25 protein-coding genes are annotated in these 24,504 nt (G+C 46.5%); 10 read left to right on the top strand and 15 right to left on the bottom strand.

Going from position 1 to position 24,504, the window contains the following annotated elements:
- Window positions 1–224: 224 nt before the first annotated feature.
- The 8 genes from CUS_RS09585 to CUS_RS09550 all read right to left on the bottom strand — a co-directional run bounded on the left by CUS_RS09585 (window position 225) and on the right by CUS_RS09550 (window position 6,260).
- Entirely contained in the window at window positions 225–1,250 is a 1,026-nt protein-coding gene (locus tag CUS_RS09585; RefSeq protein ID WP_002850067.1) for a glycoside hydrolase family 5 protein, read from the bottom strand.
- Between the two features lie 129 nt (window positions 1,251–1,379).
- Window positions 1,380–1,748: a C-GCAxxG-C-C family protein gene (locus CUS_RS09580; protein WP_002850013.1), complete on the bottom strand. Its 369-nt coding sequence runs from the start codon at window positions 1,746–1,748 to the stop codon at window positions 1,380–1,382.
- Between the two features lie 68 nt (window positions 1,749–1,816).
- Complete coding sequence (locus CUS_RS09575) at window positions 1,817–2,818, bottom strand: LacI family DNA-binding transcriptional regulator (protein WP_002850037.1); 1,002 nt, start codon at window positions 2,816–2,818, stop codon at window positions 1,817–1,819.
- A gap of 171 nt (window positions 2,819–2,989) precedes the next feature.
- Window positions 2,990–3,361, bottom strand: a complete 372-nt coding sequence (locus CUS_RS09570; RefSeq protein WP_002850044.1) for a metal-dependent transcriptional regulator — start codon at window positions 3,359–3,361, stop codon at window positions 2,990–2,992.
- Between the two features lie 28 nt (window positions 3,362–3,389).
- Window positions 3,390–3,599: a FeoA family protein gene (locus tag CUS_RS09565; protein WP_002849996.1), complete on the bottom strand. Its 210-nt coding sequence runs from the start codon at window positions 3,597–3,599 to the stop codon at window positions 3,390–3,392.
- 162 nt (window positions 3,600–3,761) lie between these two features.
- The gene (locus CUS_RS09560) at window positions 3,762–4,328 is read right to left on the bottom strand and encodes a DUF3793 family protein (protein WP_002849983.1); all 567 of its coding nucleotides are present in this window, start codon (window positions 4,326–4,328) and stop codon (window positions 3,762–3,764) included.
- Between the two features lie 14 nt (window positions 4,329–4,342).
- Window positions 4,343–4,654, bottom strand: a complete 312-nt coding sequence (locus tag CUS_RS09555; protein ID WP_002849937.1) for a DUF2325 domain-containing protein — start codon at window positions 4,652–4,654, stop codon at window positions 4,343–4,345.
- Between the two features lie 295 nt (window positions 4,655–4,949).
- Entirely contained in the window at window positions 4,950–6,260 is a 1,311-nt protein-coding gene (locus CUS_RS09550; RefSeq protein WP_002849932.1) for a hypothetical protein, read from the bottom strand.
- A gap of 265 nt (window positions 6,261–6,525) precedes the next feature.
- On the opposite strand from CUS_RS09550, the gene CUS_RS09545 reads away from it, so the two are divergent.
- Window positions 6,526–7,794: a diaminopimelate decarboxylase gene (locus tag CUS_RS09545; RefSeq protein WP_002849899.1), complete on the top strand. Its 1,269-nt coding sequence runs from the start codon at window positions 6,526–6,528 to the stop codon at window positions 7,792–7,794.
- Between the two features lie 201 nt (window positions 7,795–7,995).
- Here CUS_RS09545 and CUS_RS09540 read toward each other — a convergent pair whose 3' ends face one another.
- From CUS_RS09540 to CUS_RS09520, 5 genes are read right to left on the bottom strand one after another with little or no spacing between them, the layout of a single operon-like run.
- Window positions 7,996–8,670: a uracil-DNA glycosylase gene (locus CUS_RS09540; protein ID WP_002849871.1), complete on the bottom strand. Its 675-nt coding sequence runs from the start codon at window positions 8,668–8,670 to the stop codon at window positions 7,996–7,998.
- Window positions 8,670–8,888, bottom strand: a complete 219-nt coding sequence (locus CUS_RS09535) for a hypothetical protein (protein WP_002850046.1) — start codon at window positions 8,886–8,888, stop codon at window positions 8,670–8,672. The genes CUS_RS09540 and CUS_RS09535 overlap by 1 nt, the downstream gene beginning before the upstream one ends.
- A gap of 40 nt (window positions 8,889–8,928) precedes the next feature.
- The gene (locus CUS_RS09530; protein ID WP_002850026.1) at window positions 8,929–11,655 is read right to left on the bottom strand and encodes a transglutaminase-like domain-containing protein; all 2,727 of its coding nucleotides are present in this window, start codon (window positions 11,653–11,655) and stop codon (window positions 8,929–8,931) included.
- A gap of 19 nt (window positions 11,656–11,674) precedes the next feature.
- Window positions 11,675–12,871 (bottom strand): DUF58 domain-containing protein, encoded by a 1,197-nt coding sequence (locus CUS_RS09525; RefSeq protein ID WP_002850008.1) that lies wholly within the window; start codon window positions 12,869–12,871, stop codon window positions 11,675–11,677.
- Window positions 12,872–12,881: 10 nt separating this feature from the next.
- The gene (locus CUS_RS09520) at window positions 12,882–13,850 is read right to left on the bottom strand and encodes an AAA family ATPase (protein WP_002849904.1); all 969 of its coding nucleotides are present in this window, start codon (window positions 13,848–13,850) and stop codon (window positions 12,882–12,884) included.
- A 361-nt stretch (window positions 13,851–14,211) separates the two neighbouring features.
- Between CUS_RS09520 and CUS_RS09515 the strand changes: the two genes are divergently transcribed.
- The 8 genes from CUS_RS09515 to sigE all read left to right on the top strand — a co-directional run bounded on the left by CUS_RS09515 (window position 14,212) and on the right by sigE (window position 20,965).
- Window positions 14,212–14,400, top strand: a complete 189-nt coding sequence (locus CUS_RS09515) for a DUF951 domain-containing protein (RefSeq protein ID WP_002849903.1) — start codon at window positions 14,212–14,214, stop codon at window positions 14,398–14,400.
- Window positions 14,401–14,456: 56 nt separating this feature from the next.
- Window positions 14,457–15,536, top strand: coding sequence for a peptide chain release factor 1 (gene prfA, locus CUS_RS09510; RefSeq protein ID WP_002849873.1), 1,080 nt, complete (start codon window positions 14,457–14,459; stop codon window positions 15,534–15,536).
- A gap of 12 nt (window positions 15,537–15,548) precedes the next feature.
- Window positions 15,549–16,565, top strand: a complete 1,017-nt coding sequence (locus CUS_RS09505) for an L-threonylcarbamoyladenylate synthase (protein WP_002849891.1) — start codon at window positions 15,549–15,551, stop codon at window positions 16,563–16,565.
- The gene (gene coaE / locus CUS_RS09500; RefSeq protein ID WP_002849940.1) at window positions 16,562–17,176 is read left to right on the top strand and encodes a dephospho-CoA kinase; all 615 of its coding nucleotides are present in this window, start codon (window positions 16,562–16,564) and stop codon (window positions 17,174–17,176) included. Before CUS_RS09505 ends, coaE begins: the two co-directional genes overlap by 4 nt.
- Entirely contained in the window at window positions 17,157–17,852 is a 696-nt protein-coding gene (locus tag CUS_RS09495) for a lytic transglycosylase domain-containing protein (protein ID WP_002849981.1), read from the top strand. Before coaE ends, CUS_RS09495 begins: the two co-directional genes overlap by 20 nt.
- Before the next feature lie 30 nt (window positions 17,853–17,882).
- Window positions 17,883–19,292 carry an aminopeptidase gene (locus CUS_RS09490; protein WP_002849985.1) on the top strand — a complete coding sequence of 470 codons (1,410 nt, stop codon included), beginning with the start codon at window positions 17,883–17,885 and terminating at the stop codon, window positions 19,290–19,292.
- 120 nt (window positions 19,293–19,412) lie between these two features.
- A complete protein-coding gene (locus CUS_RS09485; RefSeq protein WP_002849968.1) occupies window positions 19,413–20,243 on the top strand; it encodes a sigma-E processing peptidase SpoIIGA in 831 nt (276 codons plus the stop codon).
- A gap of 14 nt (window positions 20,244–20,257) precedes the next feature.
- Complete coding sequence (gene sigE / locus CUS_RS09480) at window positions 20,258–20,965, top strand: RNA polymerase sporulation sigma factor SigE (RefSeq protein WP_002849964.1); 708 nt, start codon at window positions 20,258–20,260, stop codon at window positions 20,963–20,965.
- Between the two features lie 56 nt (window positions 20,966–21,021).
- On the opposite strand, the gene pap is transcribed toward sigE, so the two are convergent.
- Together pap and CUS_RS09470 are read right to left on the bottom strand one after the other, a co-directional pair.
- Complete coding sequence (pap, locus tag CUS_RS09475; protein WP_002849979.1) at window positions 21,022–22,539, bottom strand: polyphosphate:AMP phosphotransferase; 1,518 nt, start codon at window positions 22,537–22,539, stop codon at window positions 21,022–21,024.
- Between the two features lie 17 nt (window positions 22,540–22,556).
- Entirely contained in the window at window positions 22,557–22,934 is a 378-nt protein-coding gene (locus CUS_RS09470; protein WP_002849897.1) for a DUF6547 family protein, read from the bottom strand.
- 215 nt (window positions 22,935–23,149) lie between these two features.
- Here CUS_RS09470 and aspS point away from each other — a divergent pair, with 215 nt between their 5' ends.
- The gene (gene aspS, locus CUS_RS09465; protein ID WP_002849992.1) at window positions 23,150–24,484 is read left to right on the top strand and encodes an aspartate--tRNA(Asn) ligase; all 1,335 of its coding nucleotides are present in this window, start codon (window positions 23,150–23,152) and stop codon (window positions 24,482–24,484) included.
- Window positions 24,485–24,504: the final 20 nt, after the last annotated feature.

Below are 24,504 nucleotides of genomic sequence, written 5' to 3'. Positions count from 1 at the left end.
ATAAATATTTTACCATAAACCACCCGACAAGCATGTGATATTTGGCTCTGTGGTAGGGATATGAGCAATATTTTATGTCGATCATTACAGGACTGCTGCTTTTTTGCAGCAGTCTTTTTTTACAATAAACAAGTAAGATACGCTGAGATAAAAAAGACCCCGCAAGACTTTGAGCCCTGCGGGGAATGGGAGAAAAATATTATGTTATGGCTTTGGTGATCGTTTTACAGGTATTTGACCAGTTCATCGATAACAGGCAGCATTCTCTCAGCAGAAAGACCGAAATCCTTCTCCTTGTAATTCCATGCAGCCCTGCCTATACCGAATTTTTTGAAAGCAGAATTGATATCTTTGTACCATGCAAGTATCTGGATAGGGTCAGCCCTGTCGATAACACCGTATTCGCCACAGTAGAGGGCAACTCCCCTCTCTTCACAGAGTTTCACAGCTCCGATAAAACGCTTCTCGAAATAGCTTGCATCAAAGCCGCTTTCAGGTACATCAAGATAATCCTGAATGCGTGTAAGACCTGTTTCCTTAGCTTTAAGGCGGTAATCATTTATATCGCCGGGATAGTCAAGTCTGAGGTCAAGCGGCATCTCGTCTACCCAGTCAGCCCCCTGATGCGTGAACATAAACGGGTCATAGCAGTGAAAATTGTAGACGATGTTCTCATCATACGGCATATCAAGGTCAGCCAGAGCGTCTACAGAGTTGTTCCAATAGCTGCCCAGAACTATCTTGGTAGTGGGTGCAAGTGGTCTTATCAGTTCGGTTGCGCGTTTTGCAATAGCATTCCAACGCGCGCTGAACTCCTTATCATTGACTTCATTGAGCAGTTCAAAAGCCACTCTTTCAGGATATCTGCCATATCTCTCAGCTATGCGCTGCCACAGCTTATAATAACGTTCCTGAAGCGCTTCGCTGTCAAAGAATCCGTTCTCACCATCGCCCGAATAGAACGAATAGCCATAGACCTTATGTACATCTATCAGCATGTTCAGCGAATATTTTTCACACCATGCCAGAGCCTTATCCAACAGTTCAAAGCCGTCACCGACAGGCGTGCCGTCCTCTTTCTCGAATATGTTGTAATCAACAGGCAGGCGAACATGGTCACATCCCCAGCCTGCTATCTTCTCAAAGTCCGTTTCTGTTATAAAGCTGTCGAGATGCGCTCTGTCGTAGCTGCCCTGAGAGAGCCAGCCGCCGAGGTCTACGCCCTTCTGAAAACCATCAAATACCTTCATTTTATGACCTCCGTTCGTTTCACTTGAAATAGCTGCATCGCCTTTCATGTTTATAGGATACCACATATCTGCTTAATATAATATCACTGCTGTAACAAAAATATCAGAATGTTATCCTATTTGCCTCAGTCATTCAGACAGCATTTTTTCCAGGATAGCAGCTGCATCGGTCACACAGCCGCGACATGGACGAAGCACCTTACCCGTCCCGAAGCCTTTCAGTTCACGACAGACAACACTGCTGTTCATCTCGGTGAAACGGCGTTCCAACTCGGCTATCATGCTGTCTGCTTTTTCTCCGAACTTCTCCCTAAGCACCTGTTCAGCCGCCAGAACAGCCCCACATTTGCCCATTCTACCGCCTGCAAATGGTCTTGAAACATCGAAAGCCTCTTGCTCGGACAAACCTGCATCATCTGCAAAGGCACACATCACCGCACCTGAACATGTATAACCGTTTTTGTGGTTCTCTATCGCTTTATCAGTCTTAATTGACATAGTTTTCTCCTTATCAAAAACCGCAGCCGATACCGACTGCGGTCATAAATTTCAATTATAGTTATGTATTACCTGTTGAGCGGCAGCACCGAGTTCTTTATAACAAGGTCACCCTCGATGGTACGCATACGGTAAACAGTGCTTGGGTCGTTGAGCCTCTGTATAAGAGTATTGACAGTCAATTCAGCCATGTACTCAGCATCGATACTGATAGTAGTGATCGTGGGGTCACTGACCTCCGAGATAAGATAGTTATCATATCCTACTACAGATACATCATCAGGCACCGCATAACCATGCTCACGCAGAGCCTTTATCGCCTGAAATGCAGCTTCATCGCAGTTGCATACAAAAGCGGTCGGCATGTCCTTCGGGAATACAAGTTCAATGGGGTCACTGTACTTATCCCTGTCCTCAACTATCCAGTCATCACGTATCTCCAGGTCGTGTTCTATGAGCGCTTTGAGATAGCCCATATATCTGTCAAATATGCTGGAAGTCGCAGTCTTGGAGCCTATGAAACCTATACGCCTGTGACCTAAACTGATAAGATAATTTGCCAGCTTATAGCCGCCGTTGTAGCCGTTGGTGACTATCGAATCGACTTTCAGACCGGGCACATAGTAATCCAGCAGTATCAGATGCTCAACATTCTCCGAAAGACGCTGCGCATACACATGGGATATCTCACCCAGCGATATCAGTGCAGATATCTTCCTGTCTGTGACGATGTTCGGCAGCACAAGGTTCTGCTCGTCCTTATACTCCAGATTTTCGATGACACAGTAGAGATTTTCGCGCTTGAGCCTTTGTACAAGGCTGTTATAAAGCGTCCAGTAGAATGAACCGCTCAGCCCCACATACTTTTCGGGTATAAGCACACCGATATTGCTCTTCTTGCGCGATGTCACAGTCTTTGAGGGAACATAGCCCATTTCCTCAGCAACCTGCTTTATCTTTGCTCTCAACTCATCACTAACGCCGCTCTTGTCTGCAAGTGCTTTAGAAACAGTAACGTTGCTGGTGTTGCAGGCTTTTGCGATGTCGATAAGGGTAACAGGTTTTTTCATTGTTATCACTCCTTGGTTAAGTCCTAAAACTTAATATTAACTTTATTATAAACAATTTTCGTCAATTTGTCAAGAGTTTTCTTCAAATTTAAATAAAATAATGTTGATACTCTATGAAACGACATCACACAAAAATGAAAAATCCCGCCTAAAGCGGGACTTTTCAGGGTGTTATTTGGCAAGAGAAAGACTGTATTTCACCAGCTTATCGAGAGTTTCCTCATCAAGTTCCGAAGCAATTATCACACTTGCTTCGCGGGCTTTGTCGGAAGGCACGCCTACCGTTGCTATGAGAAAATTCTGCAATATCACGCTCGGTGTGAACAGCTTGTTCGCCTCACGTATGCCTTTTTGTGTCAGCCTTATCTCACGATACGGCTCTTTGATTATGTACTGTTCTTCTATAAGTTTCTGGGTCATTTTAACAGTGCTTGCCTTTGAAACGTTCAGGAAATCCGACACTGAGGTGGATTTCACCGAACCGCCGTCCTGACCCAGAAGATAGATAGCAAACAGATACTTTTTCTGTGACTTGGTCAGCAAGATACTTTCCTCCGAACTATCTTAATATTTATACGATTATACGCGCTGCCATATCCTGCGATACCGCCACCATATCCTCGTGCAGACCCACTATCAGGCTGCCGCACATACTGTTTATCACGGTCACGCTGCAACCCTCTTTGAATCCTAGATTTTCAAGAAATCTCTTGGTTTCAGCTGTACCGTCTATTCCCTTTATGATATTTGTTTCTCCTGCTGCTGCGAGCGTCAGGGGCATGTTTTTTTCCTCCCTTTGCTATGGACTGAAAGGTTAGACAATTCTAACCTATAATATTTTATCAGCTAAAAAGCCTTTTGTCAACCGATTTTCGGTTCCTTTGAAATATTTCGTTAGTTTTAACAAACTAAAGTTAGTATCAAATAACCATTTTGTACAATTTCAGCTTATCCTAAGCGCACTGTAGATATCCTTACCATGCGCCAGACAATCGACCATATACTTTGTGCAGTTGTTGTATCTTTTGAAAGTCCTGCGCGCACCCTCTGCATCGCTGTAGACTTTCCAGTAGCCGCAGAGCAGACAATTCTGCCCTTTATTGGCGATAAAGCCCTTGATGTCACCCACAGGGTAGCCCAGAAAAAGACCTATCTCATGCGGAAAATCTCCACTTTCATCCATGCGGTCGCACAGTTTTTCGAGATACTGCGGGCAATCTTTGCAAGCCCCGTAGCCGAAGCCGCAAAACATCTTACGCACCTCTTCTTCACACAAGCGCTTATTCAGCAGCCGCTCGTTGTAGAGTAGCATCAGTGTCCTGTTGCCTATCCTGCGCAATTCCTTTATGTGCAGACCTTTCTGCGCAGCCTTTTTGTTGAACCTGGCAACATTTTCGCTAATGGTACGGCTATTGCCCTCCATCGTCAGAAGATTGGCAGGCTTTGCGCCCAACATGGCAGGTGCAGTATGCAGAGCAAGTTCACGCTCAAATTCTTTGGTTTCAGACATATTATCACCGCCTGTTACTGAGCCAATCTACACTTTTCACAATTACCGCCGCAATACTTGCACAGCACCTTTTTCAACGCCGATACGCTTGAACTGTGACAAAGTTCTACAGGGAAATTCAGCTTTTCAGCCCTTGCGTTCAAGCTGTTCAGCATTTTGTGCGATACTGTGTCAGTGAACACCACTGCAAAATCCGGAGATCCTATTTTTTTGTCAAGATCGGTGGCATACTTTATAAACACCTTAGCCTTAACATCGAAAGACTTGCATATTTCCTTATATCTGGTACTCATTCGGTCGTTGCCGCCTATGATGACCACACTCATATTATACCTCATTTCTTTTAAACGATACGGTCTGGTTAGAACTAACTAACCATATGCTAATATATAAAGCGGCACAAAGTCCGCGCAAATCAGTTAGTATTTACTAACTATATATATTTTAACATAAGTTTTCCCCGATGTCAAGCCATATGTCGGCTGAAATAGTGAATTTTTTATAAACAAAACCGATATTTTGCCATGTGATATGTAAAATATAAGCTGATCTTATACCAAATATTATTTTGTTGTCACAAAAAACTCCCGTTCAAAAGAACGGGAGTAATGTGCTGTAGATCTATACGTTGGAATGCTTGTTATAGTATTCGCTCTGCTTATCGTAAACAGCCTGAGCGGTGTATCTCTTGATAGCATCGGAGTTTTCAGATATGCCTATCTCCTCTACCCAGCTGTCTATCTTAGTCTGGAATTCTTCACCCTTCATTGTCTGGAGAAGCGAGTCGTGGTTTGTTTCAGCATAATCTGCGCTGTTTTCGGTGATATCACCCTTGATAACGATATAATAGAAGCTGTCGTCATCATAAGCAGTTACCTTGTTGATATCCAGACCATTTATAAATTCGACCAGCTTGCCGTTCTCGGAAGCCTTTGACTCCTCGTCCATCTCGCCGTAATTGAACATTACCTCATTGCTGTTAGCAGCCTCGTCTTCGTCAGCTGTAGCCAGTTCGGAAACGTCAACGCTCTCCTCTTCTTCGTCCAGCACAGCCTCTTCTTCAAGACCGCTTTCGCTCTCAGCAGCAGACTCATTGCCCTCTTCTGCGGGGACTTCCTCTTCGGGAGCTTCTACCTCAGTATCAGTTTCTTCACCCATCACAGGACCTACGGTACCATCATCAGCAGCGTCTTCTTCAGCCGAAGTTTCTTCCTCCTGCTTAGCCTGTGCATAAGCGTTATATTCATCGATTATAGCATCGAACTCATCAAAGGTCATGCCCTCAGCCTTAGCAAGGAACTCATCTCTGACCGACTCGTTCTCTTTGTTTTCGTTATCCTTTTCAGTTGCGTCCTCAGCCGCAGACTTTGGTATCTTTACAGCCTTGTATCTGACATAGTTGTCTTCAACATACTGCTTCATCACATCATCACTGACACCCTCTACGCCGTCAGCAGCATAGTAGTAATCGAACAATCTTGTGCGCATTGTCTGCGCCTTGTACACCTGACGAACCGACTCCTTTGAAACACCTTCCTCTTCCAGCAGTTCGCCGCTCTGTTCCCATACACTCTTCACACTGTCATTGACGGTGCTGAGTTCCTCATCGGTCAGTTCAAGACCCAGCTTATTGAACTCGTAAGTTATAGCCGCATACTCCTTAGTAGCCTTTCTTGCTTCTTCCACCAGATATTCACGCAGCTTCTTGCCGTCCTTATCACTGTCGAGGTCTATGGTAGCGGCACCTGTGGTATAGTATGCCATAGTAAGTTCATAAGACATCTCGGTGTACAGATTGTAGATGTACACGCCCGCATTCACCTTTTCACCGCCGTTATATGTCATAGCGTATCTTGTATCAGAGCAGCCTGCCATTGAAAACATCATAGCAGAAGCCGCAAGCGCAGCCAGCGCCTTTTTCAGATTTTTCATTATAATTCAGATCCTTTCCTGCTTTTATATCAAAACAGTCTTTAACCAAATCATTATACAACATTTTCCGCAATAAGTCAAGTGTTTGAAACACATTTTTCGCAAAGTTCGACGAAAACAGAATGACAGCTGTTTGAAATTACCTTGTATTATCAGATATCTTTGCAGGAATGTTCTTTTTTGCCGTCATCGGCTCTTGACTTATCATGAAAATAATGTTATTATATAATGGTAATTTGAATTTTACAGCAAAGGACGATGAAATATGAAGAAACCGTTTATCACCAAAGAAAAGGCACAGGAGATAATCAAGACATATCCCACGCCTTTCCATATCTATGACGAAAAGGGTATACGCGAAAATGCAAGGAACCTTTACAAAGCATTCAGCTGGAACAAGGGTTACAAGGAATATTTCGCGGTCAAGGCTACCCCTAACCCCTATATACTGAAAATTTTGCAGGAAGAGGGCTGCGGAGTTGACTGCTCTTCACTGACCGAACTCATGATGAGTGAGTGCTGCGGCTTCAAGGGCGATGACATCATGTTCTCCTCGAATGTCACTCCCGCAGAGGACTATCTGAAAGCCCGTGAACTAGGCGCATATATCAACCTTGATGACTTCACGCATATCGAGTATCTCGATCAGCTGTGCGGTATCCCCGAAACCATCTGCTGCCGCTACAATCCCGGCGGAAAGTTCTCCATCGCAACAAAGATAATGGATAATCCGGGTGATGCAAAGTATGGTTTCACCCACGAACAGATAATCGAAGGCTTCAAAGTGCTGAAAGAAAAGGGCGCTAAATACTTCGGTCTGCACGCTTTCCTCGCATCCAACACTGTTACCAACGAGTATTACCCTAAGCTGGCGCGCATACTCTTTGAACTGGCAGTAGAGATAAAGGAAAAGACAGGCGTTGAGTTCAAATTCATCAATCTGTCGGGCGGTGTCGGTATCGCATATGAGCCTGACAAGCCGCAGAATGATATCTTCGCCATCGGCGAGGGCGTTCACAAAGCATTCGATGAGATACTCGTTCCCGCAGGCATGGGCGATGTTGCTATATTCACCGAACTTGGCAGATACATGCTTGCTCCCTACGGTCATCTTATCACCACCGTTAAGCACTTCAAGCACACCCACAAGGAATATGCAGGTGTTGACGCATGCGCATGCAACCTGATGCGTCCTGCTATGTATGGTGCTTATCACCACATAACAGTTCTCGGCAAAGAAAATGCTCCCTGCGACCACAAATATGATGTCACAGGCGGTCTTTGTGAGAATAATGACAAGTTCGCCATCGACCGTATGCTGCCCGAACTTGAAAAGGGTGATATCCTTTGCATACACGATACAGGCGCACACGGTTTCTCGATGGGCTACAACTACAACGGCAAGCTGCGTTCGGCAGAACTTCTGCTGAAAGAGGACGGCGATGTACAGCTTATAAGACGCGCCGAAACTCCCGCAGACTATTTTGCGACATTCGATTTTACAGGTATAATGGACAAGTATCTGGAGAAATAAGCATACAAAAATCCCCTGCCGCGCGGCAGGGGATCTTTTTGCACAACAAAGAACTCCCGCACAAGCAAACTGCTTGTCGGGAGTTCTTTTTCATTTGTGGTTATCCCGCTGACACACCACAAAAACAGCGGCTATACAACACTCAATTATCCTTTTGTTTACCGCATTTTCAGTTGGTGTGATAAAGGGATAGTCATATTTTCACTTGTCGCTCACAGACCAGTCTATAGGCTGCTGACCTGTGTATTTCAGAAAATCATTGGCAGTAGAAAAGTGCCTGCATCCGAAAAATCCATTATAAGCCGAAAGCGGTGATGGGTGCGCCGCAGTCAGTACCAGATGGTGGCTGTTTGTTATAAGTGCCTGCTTTTCTTTGGCGTTCCTGCCCCAAAGCATGAAAACTATGGGCTTTTCGCGCTCGTTCAGTTTACGTATCACTGCATCAGTCAGTTTTTCCCAGCCTTTACCCCTGTGAGAATTCGCCTGCCCCGCACGAACTGTCAGCACCGCGTTCAGCAGAAGCACACCTTGCTTCGTCCAGTCAGTCAGTTCGCCGTTGTTCGGTATGCGGAATCCCACATCGTTCTGTAATTCCTTGAAGATATTCTGTAAACTTGGCGGAGGTGCTATGCCCCTCTTTACAGAAAAGCACAACCCGTGTGCCTGCCCCTCTCCATGATATGGGTCCTGCCCTATAATGACGGCTTTCACATCTTCGTAGGCGGTGTATTTCAGTGCATTGAATATATCATACATGTCGGGGTAGATCGTCTGTGTCGCATACTCACGCTTGAGAAATTCCCGAAGCTGTAAATAATAGGGACTTTTGAATTCATCTGCAAGTATGCTGTCCCAGCTGTTTCCTATATTGACCATCAGACACTGACCACCGCCCCGATGACTACGCCGAGTATCATAACAGCAACGATAGCCAGCACAATGATGCGCATAAACATCGGCTTGCTGTCAGTTGGTGTCCTCTGCTCGACAAGCGCCTTATCGACCTGTCTGGCTAACTTTGCAGCCTCAGCTTCTTTCAGGGCATCGATATTCTTCTGGGGATTGCCGTACTTGTTTTTCTTCTTATTTGCCATAGTGTTCAGTTCCTTTCATATTATTGTATGGTCAGATATCTCAATACAGACAGTATAAAAACTTCGCTGATAACATAGTCAGCGCATCAGCGCGCTTCGCCACGACTTCTTCTGATATGCACCTGAGTATCTCAGCAGCCTTTTCAGCATCTTCCTCGCTTATTCGTTCGGGCGACATATGTGCCTGCACCGCGATAGCTGTCAGTTCTGCCAGCTTGCTGTCCAGTTCATGAATGCGCTGCTCATGGCACTTGACCAGCAATTCATTACAAAGCTGCATATCCGAGATATTCTTCTTCACTTCAATGTTCAGCACCGAAAGATATTTCAGCGAATAGCTGTATATCGCCATCACACGCTTGTTCAGGTCTTTCTGGCTGCACCGGTCGTGCATCTTGTCAAGGTTTCTTCTGCGGTTTATCAGCACCGCCGCGATGCCTATTACAATAGCGCCCAGAGTCATCAGTACAGTCCTTGCCGCAGGCGATATTCCCGTGCTGACACCGCCGCCTTTTCCTCCGCTGTTAGTGCCGCCCTTGCCCGCCGGCTTGCCTGCCTGAGAACTATTGCTACCGCCTGACTTTCCGCCTGTCTTCTGTCCGCCGCCGCCCTGTGACTTGCGGCTGTCAGAGGAAGGCTTGCTGTTATTTCCGCCGCTCTTGCTGACATTAGACTTGCTGCTGTCGGACTTTGGCTTCTCGGGTGAAGAGCTTGACGATGTATCAGGCTTGCTGCTCTGTGAACTGCTGTCGTTTTTCTTGTCAGTTCCCTTTTCCTTAGGGGTAAGATTCGGGTTGTCGTTGTCATATCCGGGTGTGAACTCCGCAGGCACCCAGCCAACGCCGTCTATAAAGACCTCAGCCCACGCATGGGCGCATTTGTCTTTTACCTCCACATCGTAGATGCCATCGCTCTCTGTGCTGATATTCAGCTGTGAGGGAAGAATCATGTATCCCTCAACATATCTTGAGGGGTATCCGAACTTTCTCATAAGCTGAGCGCCCACCGAAGCAAAATAAGCACAGTAGCCTTTTTTCTGTTTGGTGAGGAAGTATTCGATGAAATCTTCGCCATCAGGTGTTTTTCCCGGATTTGTGTCGTATGTAAATCCCATATCGTGGAAATACAGCTTTATTGCCTGACACACCTGCTGATAGCCTGCATATTCAGGCGAACCGTCAAGATAGTTGGTGCAGATATAGTCATACATTTCATCCAGCGACTTCAGCTTTTCCGACTTAGTGTAATGTTTGGAGATATAGTCCTCGTACATCGCCATAGTGGGCGCGATGGACTTTTCGTAATCCAGCATGCAAGAGCCGAGCATTGCCGAACGTGAATACCAGTCGGGCGCACTGAAATTCTTGTAGATCATATTGTAGTCCGTATTTGACTGGCTTATACGCACATAAGCATCATTGTATGGTGTCATCTCATTTTCCGACATCACCGATGATGTGCTGTAATCAGTGCCGTAGGGTGCATATACGAATTTCGAGCATGCGCCCTTGACTTTTATCTCCATCTGAGCGGTGTGTGAACCTGTTGATTCATCATAGCCGTCCAGCAGCATGTAGTCCAGATCCTGAACGTAGTAGCCTTTTTGTGCCAGTTCATCACCAACTTCACGTATAGTGCTGTCACCATCGTGCGGCTGCCACTTGTTGTCTTTGTACTCCCCTGCCACATATCCGCGCAGGTACATGGTATAATTGAAAGCCTCAGTCTTTATTTGGAGTGCCTTTGAACCGTTGAAAGTTATGCCGTTGGTGGTACCAAGCACACCACCGTTGGTGCCGCCCACAGTAGTTACCCCGTAAAGGTTAGAGCCGCCGTTGACATCTATCAGAAAATCGTCTGCGTGGGTAAGGTCAAACCGCTCGACAGCATGGTGCAGATTATACCTCAGTTCATCAAAAGATGCAGGACGATAAAACCCGCTTATCTTAGAGAACAGCACCACCAGTATGAACACGCCTGCCGTAAGCAGTGCCACAAACCTTATATAAACAGTGTAGAATTCAGCCTTCGCCTGTGACGATGTGAAATAGAAAGTCTTCGTCCTTTCGTGGACGGCAAAAGTATTCTTCCTGCCTGCTTTGTTGGTGGTGTGGTTTATTATGTTCATCGAAAGCACTGTCACCCATGAAACTATCATAAGCAGCGCCGCAAATACAGGCACTTCAAATCCGAGATAAAGCCCCAGTTCTACCACAGGGAAAGTAACTATGAACAGCACAGGGAAATCTATCCTCATCACACAGGCGATGACCGCTCCCAGTGCTACAATGAATATCAGCCCTGTAAAGAAGTAATACAAACTTTGTGATACTTCGCTCTGTGTCGTGAGCAGATGTTTGAACTGTCCTGTCCCCTGTTCGGGCAGTTCACCTTTGGTCAGGTAGCCGTTGGCAGCTATCATGAAACCGTAAGCAGTCATTTTTATATGGAATATTATCGGAGCCGCATATATCCCCGCGACCAGTGCCGAGCATATCCTGACCACGCTGTGCTTTGAAAACATAAGGCTCAGCGAGAGCACAGCCACAGCACAATCATAGAATATCAACACAGGTCTTATTTTTGCATCAGTAAAGCTGACAGCCAGCAAAGCTGTCGAGAATGTGGCAAGAAACGCCAGCATTATCCTGAATGCAAAAAACATACTCGCTGAGTGGTAACTGCCGAACCGCATGGCGATATCGCCATCTATGCAGACCCCGCCGCTGCCGACGATACCTGTTTCTTTTATTTTATCGTTTCTCATTTTGTCACCTTGTTCTTTTTTACAGACAGAGTTCCTGTACCGACTCTGCCAGTCTGCTGCTGCATACAGGTATCAGTTCAGCGAATTCATCATACATTTCAACCGGCTCTTCCCTGTCATCTGTCATCAGCAGATATGTGTATTTGTTAGCGAGTTCAGCATCGCTCAAAAGTTCTGTAGCGAGGGGGCTGTAGACATCCGATAAATAAAGTATGTGCCCGCACCTTGCCCGATCATCAGCAGCGATAAAATACTTCACTGCCATATCCTGTTCATCATACAGCCTTGCCGACAGCAGCATGCTTATCATCTCAGCGTGGCTCTCATCATCGTTTATCTCAAGTTCATTCAGCCTGCCGCTGACAACATCATAGAATGCAACTCTATGCGGTACCGCATTCTCCAGCAGATAATTTGACACCGAAGCCGCAGTTTCGATAAGTGCATCGAACCGCGCCAGTTCATCACCATCACTTTTTGGTCTTACAAGTTCCAGCAGAAGTGTGATGGAATTAGATATGGGCAGTGAATAGTCCTTGACCATAGTCTTATCCTGCTTAGCCGAGAGTTTCCAGTGTATGCGGTTTAGCTTGTCACCGTCCACATAATCACGTATATCAAATATCTCAGACGGGTCATCGCCCTTTTGTGTCTTTGAGTACTCGTCTGTTTCAAGCCCCATATCAGCATAGTTGTCTATGGGGTTTTCAAGTGACACATACTCAGGCATTATAGTTATAGTACAATTCGAGCCGATACTTTCGGTGCTGTTCTTCCCCAGCCGCAGGCTGAACAGCCTCAGCATATCGCTGATCTTGCATCGCTTTATCCTGAAATCAACTGTGCCGCAGTGCATAGCCGAGACCGTAAGCGTCATAAGCTGGTCTTCATGGGGATAAACAGGTGTGTTTATTTTCAGCACCGTTTTTTTGCCGTCAAGAAGATTACAGTACTCTATCTCTATAAGGAGATTCGGGCATGGCAGCGGTGATTTGTTCACCACCCGCAATCTTACAGGCATCTTCGCAGACCTGCCGGCATTGCTCTGCCTGTCCACAAAACTCACACTTGTGCGCTTTGCAGTATATATTGTCAATATCAGCAGTATTATCGGCACAAGCAGCAAAAAAGCAAACAAATAGAAAGAAAATGCGTGCTCATAGAGTATATAAAAAAACACAGAGGCTATGAGCAGCACCATGTATAAAAAAGGCATAGTCCGCTCCTTATTTGCTTATTCTGGGTACATCTACAGTGTTGATTATCTCTTTGAGTACCTGTGCGCCTGTAACGCCGTTTATCTTCGCCTTTGAGTTGAAAATAACACGGTGCAGCACAACATCATTGAAGGAATACGCCACATCATCGGGTATGACATAGTCCCTGCCCTTAAGAAGTGCCGTTGCTTTTGTCATTCTAAGCAGTGCTATGGTGCCTCTTGGCGAAAGACCCAGCTTTATCATCGGGTGATTTCTTGTGGCAGCCGCAAGCCTTGCTATATAGTCAAAGACCTGGTCAGCCACATATATATTTTCGACCTCTCTGCGCGCAGCGATGATATCCTCAGCGGACACGACAGCATGAACATTATCCATCGGCACAAGACTCTGCTTTGCTTTGAGCATCATAACTTCGCTCTCGACCGACGGATAGCCCATTGTCAGCTTGACAATGAATCTGTCCATCTGCGATTCGGGCAGCATTTGCGTACCTATCGAACCTATAGGGTTCTGTGTGGCGATGACTATATAAGGATCGGGTGCTTTTCTGGTCACGCCGTCAACGGTGACCTTGCCCTCTTCCATTATCTCCAGCAGTGCCGACTGTGTCTTTGAAGAGGTACGGTTTATCTCGTCCGCCAGAAAAAGATTTGTCAGCGCAGCGCCCTGCTTGTACTCAAAGCGCTGGGTCTGCTTGTTGAGTATGTTGAAACCGGTAACATCAGTAGGCAAAACATCAGGCGTGAACTGCAAACGCTTATAATCCAGTGACAGCGCCTTAGACAGCGCCACTGCCAGCGTAGTCTTGCCCACTCCGGGAATATCCTCTATCAGCACATGACCGCCTGCCAGTATCGACAGCAGCACCTTGATGATTATCTCGTCCTTGCCTATAACTACTTTCTTTACTTCACCGATAACGTTTTGTGACATACTGAGGACAGCGCGCTGTCCTTCTGTAAGATTTGAACTCATTTCTATTCTCCTGTCTTTATTTATTTTTGACTACATATATTTTTATTATATCATATACCGATTTATTTTTCAAGACAAATCACATAATTTTCACCAAAATGCAGGACTATCCCGAACCGAAAAGCCATATTATGAAAATCTTAATTTTTCGCACAGCTATTGCCAAACCGACCGAAAAGTGTTATAATTTATAGGTATGCTGGTATATGACAGTAAAAATATCTACCGATGTATCGGCGGATAAGATCTTTACGGTCATACCGCAGCATTCATTTTTCTTAAGGAATATCTGTGAACATTTATGTGTTCTTATGGCATATATCGCAGGTATTGGAACATCATAGAGAGGACGGTGAAGCATATGGATATCATCAAGGGCGACAGGCTTGTTATGAAGAAAAAACACCCCTGCGGCAGCAACGAGATGCTTGTGCTGCGCTCGGGCATGGACTTCAAGCTTCGCTGTGTCGGCTGCGGACGTGAATTCATGATACCGCGCAGCAAAGCTGAAAAAAATGTGAAAACTGTTATCCGCGAGGCGGAGTCATAGCTACGCTCACATGTATCTCACAATATAATAAATTGAAATAAAAAGGAGTAATAGCTATGTTTGATAAATTAAGAGCACTTGAAGATAAATTCAACGAGATAAATGAAAGGCTCATGCAGCCCGAAGTCGTAAACGATTCAAAGCTATATACCGAGCTGATGATCGAATATAGAGATCTCCAGCCGATAGTTGAAAAGCTGAAAGAGTATGACAAGGCAAAGGCTGAGTTTGATGAAGCTGTCGAGATGATGAACGATGGCGGACTTGACAAGGATATGAAAGAAATGGTGCAGGAGCAGTATGACGAGTCTAAAACTGCTATGGCTCAGCTTGAAGATGACCTGAAGATACTTCTGCTGCCCAAAGACCCCAATGATGACCGCAATGTCATAATCGAGATACGCGGCGGTGCAGGCGGTGAAGAAGCGGCACTGTTCGCAAACTCACTATATAGAATGTACACGATGTATGCCGCACAGAAGGGCTGGCAGATAGATGTTATGAGCGCCAATGAAACAGAACTGGGTGGCTATAAGGAGATAACCTTTACCGTATCCGGTCAGGGCGCATACTCAAGACTGAAATACGAGAGCGGCGTACACAGAGTACAGCGTGTGCCCGAAACAGAAAGTCAGGGGCGTGTACACACATCGACTGTTACTGTTGCAGTATTGCCCGAAGCCGAAGAAGTTGAGCTTGACCTCAATGAAGAGAGAGATATCAAAATGGAAGTTTTCCGTTCTTCGGGCGCAGGCGGTCAGCATATAAACAAGACCTCTTCTGCGGTAAGACTGATACACATACCCACAGGTACAGTAGTTGAGTGCCAGAACGAGCGCTCGCAGTTCCAGAACAGGGACAAAGCCCTGAAAATGCTGAGAGCAAAGCTGCTTGATGAAAAGGTACGGGCGCAGGAGAATGAAATAGCTTCAAACAGGCGTTCACAGGTCGGCACAGGCGACCGCTCGGAGAAGATAAGGACTTACAATTTTCCTGAAAGCCGAATCTCCGACCACCGCATAAAACTGACACTCTACAAACTGGAACAGATACTCAACGGAAACCTCGATGAAGTTATAGATGCACTTGCCACTGCCGACCAGGCTGCAAAGCTGGCGGCACAGCAGGAAGAATAAGAAGGCGTAGATATGTTTGATACAATGCTGCTGGACAGCAGCGAGAATTCCATAAAAAAGGCGTCAGATCTGATACGCACGGGCGAAGTAGTGGGAATGCCCACCGAAACGGTCTATGGGCTGGCGGCAAATGCTTTCAATGAAAATGCAGTGCGAAAGATATTCGCTGCAAAGGGCAGACCGGCTGACAATCCGCTGATAGTACATGTCAGCAGTTTTGAGGAGATATCTCCCCTTGTGACCGAGATACCCGTACTTGCCCGAAAGTGCGCTGAACTCTTCTGGCCCGGACCGCTGACTATGATAATGCCAAAGTCTGACATGATACCTATGGTGACCAGCGGCGGATTGGACACAGTCGGAATACGCATGCCGTCAAACAATACCGCAAGGGCTTTTATCAAAGAATGCAGCTGCCCCATAGCCGCACCGTCGGCAAATCTTTCCGGCAGTCCATCACCAACCACTGCGAGCCATGTGTTAAATGACATGAAAGGCAGGATACCTGCAATAATCGACGGCGGTGCCTGCGGTGTCGGGGTGGAAAGTACAGTCATATCATTTGAGGGTGACGGGATAAGGCTTTTAAGACCGGGTTTCGTTTCAGCAGAAGACCTGCGTGAAGTGACTGAAAATGTACTGATAGACAAAGGCGTGCTGGAAATGCTTGATGAGAATGCCCGCGTAAGCAGTCCCGGCATGAAATACAAGCATTATGCGCCAAAGGCTGAGGTGAGCATAGTCTGCGGAAACAGCGGCGAATTCAATGGCTTTTGCATGAAGAACGCATCGGCTGATGATGTGCTGATGGTCTTTGATGAAAGCGATGCGGCGGGTCTTGAAAACCGTCTGCTGGTTCTCGGCAAAAGTGATGAAGAACAGGCACAGCGCCTTTTCGATGCGCTGAGAGAACTTGACGAGATGGGCGCAAAGAAAGTCTATGCAAGATGTCCCAATAAAACAGGTGTCGGACTTGCAGTATATAACCGCCTGCTGAGAGCGGCGGCTTTTCGGGTGATAGTACCATGAGTACGGTTGTGGGTCTTACGGGACAGAGCGGCGCAGGCAAGACGCTTATCTCGGCAGTATTTGAACGAGAGGGTTTCGGGATCATAAACTGCGACCATGTGGCGCGTGAAGTCACAGAAGCGGGCAGTGGATGCAACAAAGAACTTGCAGGATATTTCCCCGAGTGCTTTGATGAAGAGTTCGTGCTTGACAGGCGGGCGATGGGACGGATAGTCTTCGCTGACAGAGAAAAGCTCGACCTGCTGAACAGCATAATATTCAAATACATAAACGCGCTGATAGACGAAAAAATTAAAGAACTCAGCCTGTGCTGTGACTTCATACTGCTGGATGCGCCCACACTATTTGAAGCGGGGGCTGACAGCAAATGTGATGTGATAGTATCTGTAACAGCAGATGAAAAACTGCGGCTCAAAAGAGTCACTAAACGTGACGGGATCGATGAGGAAAGCGTTAAAAAGCGCTTTTCATCACAACACGACGAAGATTTCTTTGAAGCGCACAGCGACTATATAATAAGAAATAACGGGAGCAGTGCAGAATCGGAAGCGCAGGCTTTAAAAATAATAAACGAGATAAAGGAAGGTAAAATTGGCGGCAGCAAAAGGTAAAAAGAAAAAAAGCAGCAGTACCATCGGCAACTGGTTAGCGGTACTTTTCGGTATCGCAGTGGCTTTCGGCATACTTATTGCAACGGTCACGATACTGAAAAACGGTGTCAGCGACGGTCTGCGTGAGATGAAAGAGAAAACTCAGGAATATGTGCCGCAGGGCTTTACATACCCCACTGATTATGAAGAATATGTGCTTAAATACAGTGAGGAGTTCGAGGTCGATCCTGTGCTTATATTCTCGGTGATAAAGGTCGAGAGCAATTTTCAGCCGAGAGCAACTTCAAATGTCGGAGCACGCGGGCTCATGCAGCTTATGAGTGATGCCTACGACTGGGTAAAGTTCAGACTTGATGACGACAGCGAAAGCTTTGATGACATGTACGACCCTGAAATAAACATAAAATACGGCAGCTATTATCTCAGTTTTCTTATGGAGAGATATGACGGTTCGATAGACCTTACTGCGGCGGCTTATCACTGCGGCATGGGTCTGGTAGACAGCTGGCTGGAAGATGGTACCATCTCTGCGGAGAATTTCGATGTAAACGATATTCCCGAAGAGAACGACCAGACTTCACACTATGTAAACAAAATAAACGATGCTTATTCGGCTTACAAAGAACTGCTGGAGGAAAGAAACACCGAAAGCAGCATCTCAAAAGCCGATGAGTAATAAAATGATCTTTTAGAGGAGGTATCATAAATGGCAGACAAGAAGAAAACTGCTGCGGAGGAACTCAGCGAAAAGCTGCTTTCAAAGCCAAAGAACGGCATTCTTCGCGTAGATGACAAGGAACTTAAGGCTTGCGATGATTTCAACGAGGGCTACAAAGCATTCCTTAACACAGCAAAGACCGAACGCGAGGCAGTCGAGGAAATAACTGCACAGGCTGAGGCGGCAGGCTTCAAGGTCTTTGAGCGCGGCAAAAAATATAAGGCAGGCGACAAGTTCTATTTCGTAAACAGGAAAAAGGCTGTTATACTGACCGTTATGGGCAAAAAGAGCATCGCTGAGGGCATCAGGCTGGCAGCTGCACACATCGACTCGCCAAGACTCGACATGAAGCAGAACCCGCTATACGAGGATAAAGAGATAGCTTATTTCAAGACCCACTACTACGGCGGCATCAAGAAATATCAGTGGCCTACTGTTCCGCTATCTCTGCATGGTGTGATCATCAAGGCTGACGGCGAGAGCGTTAAGGTAAGGATCGGTGAAGACGAAGGCGACCCTGTATTCTGCATAAGCGATATACTGCCCCATCTGGCAGAGAGCCAGTACAAGCGCCCCGCTCCAAAGCTGATAACAGGTGAGGAACTGAATATCATCGTTGGTTCAAGACCTTTCAAGGACGACAAGATATCTCAGAAAGTCAAGCTGAACATAATGGCTATACTGAACGAGAAGTACGGCATCGTTGAAGATGACTTTATTTCTGCCGAACTTGAAGCTGTACCTGCATTCAAGGCATCTGATGTTGGCTTTGACAGAAGTCTGGTAGGCGCTTACGGTCAGGACGACAGAGTTTGCGCATACACTGCTCTTCAGGCTATACTCCAGCTTAAAAAGCCCGAATACACCTGCATGACCGTCCTCACCGACAAGGAGGAAACAGGCAGCGATGGAAATACAGGTCTTAACAGCAGCTATCTGCCTTATTTCATAAACGATCTGGCAGAAGTTTACGGCGTGAACGGCTACAATGTAATGAGCAGATCAGAATGCCTGTCAGCTGACGTTAATGCCGCTGTTGACCCAACTTTTATCGAGCCTTTTGAAATAAGGAACTGCTCACAGCTGAACTATGGCGTTGTAGCCACAAAGTTCACAGGTGCAAGGGGCAAGTCGGGCACATCTGACGCTTCGGCTGAATTTGTTGGCAGAGTAAGAAGACTGTTCGACAAGAACGGCATCATCTGGCAGACAGGCGAACTCGGCAAGGTAGACGCAGGCGGCGGCGGAACTGTTGCACAGTTCATCGCAAACCTCGATTTCGATGTGATAGATGTGGGCGTTTCGGTGCTTTCGATGCACGCACCTTTTGAGATAACTTCAAAGCTGGATAACTATATGGCTTACAAATCATTCAAGGTATTCTTCGAGGATAAATAAGTTTTTATCTATAAGAAGTCTGCTTCGGCAGGCTTCTTTTTTTGTGGTCGGGCGGTCTGCTTATACGACAAATTTCCGATACAGACAGGGGTATAATATTAACAGTAAGGGGGCGGTGCGATGAAGATATACGCCGATGTGCTGGTGGTGACAAACTGCATAGTCGAACTGATATATTTACAGACCACAGCGCTGTTTACCCACCGTAGGCTCAGCAAAGGGCGGCTTTGCGCGGCTTGTCTGTTCGGCGGGGCGATGTCGCTGCTGTTCTGTGCTGATGGCGGAACTTTTGCAGGTGCGCTTGCGATAACCATATCAAAAGCAGTCAGCTTACTGCTGACACTGCTTATCGGCGTAAAGTTCAGCCGCGTGGGAGATTTTTTCCGTACACTTATGATATATCTTGCTGTGCGGGCGGCATATACAGGGCTTATCATAATCTGGTGGGAATTTTCTCAAAGCAGGCGGATAATGGTGCGCAACTTCACCACCTATTTCGACATCTCACTGCTTAAACTGACAGCTGCGCTGATAACAGCCTACTGCCTGCTGACAGTCTGTGAGTTCCTTAAACGGCGTTTCAGAAACAGAGCCGTCTGCTATAGGGCAGTCTACCGCAGCGGAGATTATGAGGTACAGCTGCCCGCAGTGGCAGACACGGGAAATCGCCTTAATGACAGCTTCACAGGTCTGCCTGTAGTGGTATTCTGCTGTGACGAGATGTACAGCCATTACACGCTCTACGACCCTGAAGCTGCCGCACGCACAGGATTCCGCCTGACACCCTACAGTACCATCGACGGAAGCGGACTGATAGCTGTTACCTCAAAAGGCACTGTAACCATAACAGACGAACATGGTAATAATAAAGTACTGCGATGCTGTACAGGCGTTAAGCCATCATCAGGCAAACACAGCCGCGCGGTGTTTGACCCTGTGTTGTTGGAATGAAAGGAGAAAAAGCAATGAAAAGCATAAGAACAAGATTTGGCGAACTTATATCAAAATTACTCGGCAGCAGTGAAGAGATAGACTATATAAACGGTGCTGACAAGTTACCGCCCCCGCTGACAAAAGAAGAAGAACGGAAAGCCTTTGAACTGTTCGCCACCGATGAGAAAAAAGCAAAAGAACTGCTGATAGTACATAATCTCAGGCTGGTAGTCTACATCTCCAGAAAATTCGAGAACGCAGGCGTTGGTCTTGAAGACCTTATATCCATCGGTTCGATAGGGCTGATAAAGGCAGTAAACACTTTCCGCCCCGATAAGAACATAAAACTTGCCACTTACGCTTCGCGCTGCATCGAGAATGAGATACTGATGTTCCTGCGCAAAGCCTCTCAGCGGCGGACAGAAATATCCATAGATGAACCGCTCAACACTGACCACGACGGCAACGAACTTCTGCTGTCAGACATTCTGGGCACAGATGAAGATACCGTACACAAGGGCATTGAAAGCGAGGTGGAAAAGACTCTCCTGCGGCGCGAGATAGACAAGCTGGGCGAGCGCGAACGCATGATAATGGAGATGCGCTTCGGGCTGAACGGCAGGCATGAGATGACCCAGAAAGAAGTCGCGCAGACTGTGGGCATATCACAGTCATACATATCGCGCCTTGAAAAGAAAACGCTCAAAGCCATAAGAGCAAATCTCGAAAAGATATGCTGAGAACTAAATATCCCACCAAAAAGGACACTTCCGCATCGTGCAGAAGTGTCCTTGTTTTATCTGAGGTCGTCCAGTTCCAGCAGTCTTTCCTCAAGGCGCTTGCAGATCGTCTTGAGCGCTTTGATGCGGGCATACTTTTTGTCGTTGCCCTCAACTATCGTCCAGGGTGCGAAGTTTGTCGAGGTCAGTTCTACCATACGGTCAACTGCCTTTTCATACTCGTCCCACTTTTCACGGTTTCGCCAGTCCTCATCGGTTATTTTCCATTGCTTTGAGGGTGTGCTCTCACGCTCCTTGAAACGGCGGTACTGCTCGTCCTTATCAATGTTTATCCAGAATTTTATCACCACAGCACCCCATTCGGTCAGCTGGTGTTCAAACTCATTGATCTCCTGATAAGCCATGTCCGCACGTTCCTGCGGGGTTATCTTCTCTATCGGCTCTACCATCACCCTGCCATACCATGTGCGGTCGAAAATGGTGAAGTGACCATCATTTTCCAACCTTGTCCAGAAGCGCCAGAGGTAGTGCCTTGCCAGTTCTGACGGCTCAGGTGCGGCTATGGGCTTAACTTCGTACCCGCGCGGGTCAAGTGCAGCTGCCACACGCTTGATGTTGCCGCCCTTGCCGCCTGCGTCCCAGCCCTCATATGCTATTATAACAGGTATCTTCTTCTGATAGCAGCGGTTTTGCAGTTCAAAAAGACGGGTCTGGTACTTTTCCAGCTTGGCGGCATATTCTTCATCTGTCAGCGACTTGTCCATATCGACCTCAGACAGCTTCTTCGGCTTTGCCATCTTGAATTCGGGCTTAACATAGTCGATAACAGGAAATTCAGGCTTGTCAAAGAACTGCCTGCCCTCAGCTTTTGCTGCACATGCGCCCTTTATGGCATTGGTGACGGTCATCATTATCGAGAACTGCGCTGTTACCTTATCGTTGGCGGCGATTATGTGCCAGGGTGCGAACGCTGTGTTGGTGCGCATAAGTGTCTTGTCATAGCGCTTGAAAAATTTCTCGTAATTCTCATTGTTGATGATATCCTGCTCGTTGACGCGCCAGCGTGTTATCTCGGAAGCTGACAGCTTTTGCAGACGCTTAGCTTGTTCATCCTTTGTGATATGCAGGAAAAATTTTATGATAAGATAGCCGTCATCAGCCAGTTGGCGTTCAAAGGTGTTGATGTCCTCGATACGTGCCTTGTACTCCGACTTGCTTATCTCCTCAAACATATAGGCATTTACGGTATCTCTGTACCAGCTGCCGTCAAGTATCAGAAATTCGCCCTGCTTCGGGAGCCTTTGCCAGAAACGATGAAGCCAGGGTTTGCGCAGTTCCACAACATTCGGCGTGCGTATCGACTCAACATTGTAAAATCGAGGATCCATATACTTTATCAGCTTAGCTATCTGCGAACCCTTGCCCGCTGCTGACCAGCCGTCAATGGTTATTATAACAGGTATCTTGTTCGCCTTTGCAGCATTTGCGAGGTCTATAAGTTCGCTGCGCATAGCGGTCAGTTCGTCAATAGCATCGGCTTTTTTGGTCTTGCGTTGTTCTATCGTTTCAAGCATATTATTTGGCTCCTTTATCATATTATCAGTTGTTTTTTTGGTCTGTCATCGGGAAATTTCCAGCCGCCGCGCCTGCCGATAAAATCGTTTTGCATGCCCTCGAACTTCCCTGTCGGGAGTATCTCACCGTCAACGGATATTTTCATATCGCGGCAGCATGTGTACCATTCAAGCAGGTCAAGCACATCAAATATGCCGCTGACATATTCCTCTGCGACAAAAGCCGCCAGCACTTCCCTGTCAGCTGATGACAGCTTTGCCAGCACTCTGTTTATCTTCTCGCTGTCAGCGGCAGGCACTCTGCCTTTTCTGACATTATCAGCCCCTACACTGTGTTCCGATATCTTTACAAGTTCGTCTATCAAAGTCTTGTAAAGTTCTGCCGCTTTATCCATTGAAGATCCCCCATTTCATATACTTATATTATAAACAAATTTTTCGCCAAAGTATATTGACATTTTGTATAAAAATGACTGTTAAGATTTGTTAATATAGAGTTAATAAAACTCCTGCCGCCCTTTCCAAATTACCCTTGACAATCAGCCTAAAAAGCTGTATAATAATAGGGTATGTAAGAATAATGGGTCTATTCCCGAACGGAGGAAGTTAAATGAACAGAACATACATAAAGGACGTGAAAGCAAATCTTGGCGAAACCATCAAGGTTCAGGGCTTTGTGGAGAATTTCCGCAACAGCCGCGCTATGGCTTTCATCGTTGTAAAGGACATAACAGGCAAATTGCAAGTAACTGTTGAAAAGGAGAAGCACCCTGAGCTTAATGAAAAGCTGGATATGCTGACAGGCGATTCGGTAGTTACCATAATCGGTCAGGTAATGGAGAACGATTATGTAAAGCTGGGCGGTCTGGAAATGATACCTGAGGACATCATCTGTGAGAGCATTGCTGATGCCCTGCCCATCACCCGCAAGGAGATACCTGCCACCAAAAAGAAAAAGGCTGTTGAGCGTTCCAGTATCGACCAGCGTATAGACTACCGCTGGATAGACCTGAGAACTGACGAGAACCAGCTGATGTTTAAGGTACAGACTTGCTTTGTAAATGCGATGCGCAATTTCCTGCTTGGTCAGAATTTCATCGAGATACACACACCTAAGCTGATAGGCGCGGCAAGCGAGAGCGGTTCAAGCGTTTTTGAGGTAGAGTATTTTGACAGAAAGGCTTATCTGGCACAGTCACCTCAGTTCTACAAGCAGATGGCTATGGCGAGCGGCTTTGAGCGCATCTTCGAGGTAGGACCTGTTTTCAGAGCCGAGAAGAGCTATACCAGCAAGCACACCACCGAGTTCACAGGCTTTGACCTTGAATTCAGCTATATCGAGAGCTACAAAGACGTTATGGCTATGGAAGAGCAGCTGCTCAAAGTCGGTCTGACTGCTGTTAAGGAGCAGTACGGCGAACAGATCAAGGAGCTGTTCGGTCAGGAGGTCATCGTTCCCGAAACTCCTTTCCCTGTTGTAAAGCTGGCTGACCTGTACAAGGCTCTGGAAGAAGAGTACGGCTACACTGTTCCGGAAGAGGAAAAGGGCGACCTCACTACCGACGCTGAAAAACTCAGCTATGAGTGGGTCAAGAAGCACTATAACCACGAGTTCCTGTTCATCACAGACTACGATGCTGAAAAGAGAGCATTCTACCACATGCGCGACGAAAACGGCGTACCTATGGGTTACGACCTGATCTGGAGAGGTGTTGAGATCACCACAGGCGCACAGAGAGAGCACAGATATGAAATTCTGAAAAAGCAAGCGCAGGAGAAGGGGCTGGACGAAGATGTTAAGTTTTATCTTGAATTCTTCAAGTATGGCTGTCCTCCTCACGGCGGTTTCGGACTGGGTGTTGACAGACTTACAATGCTGCTGACAGGTCTGCACATCAAGGAAGCTATGTTCATATTCAGAGGTCCTAACAGACTCAATCCATAGTATTACAGATATAAAAAAGG

It is taken from the genome of Hominimerdicola alba 8 (assembly GCF_000178155.2).
In the GTDB taxonomy this organism is placed as follows: Bacteria; Bacillota; Clostridia; order Oscillospirales; family Ruminococcaceae; genus Hominimerdicola; species Hominimerdicola alba_C.
Note: the sequence above shows the minus strand (reverse complement) of the source record. Positions and strands in the feature narration are given on the sequence as shown.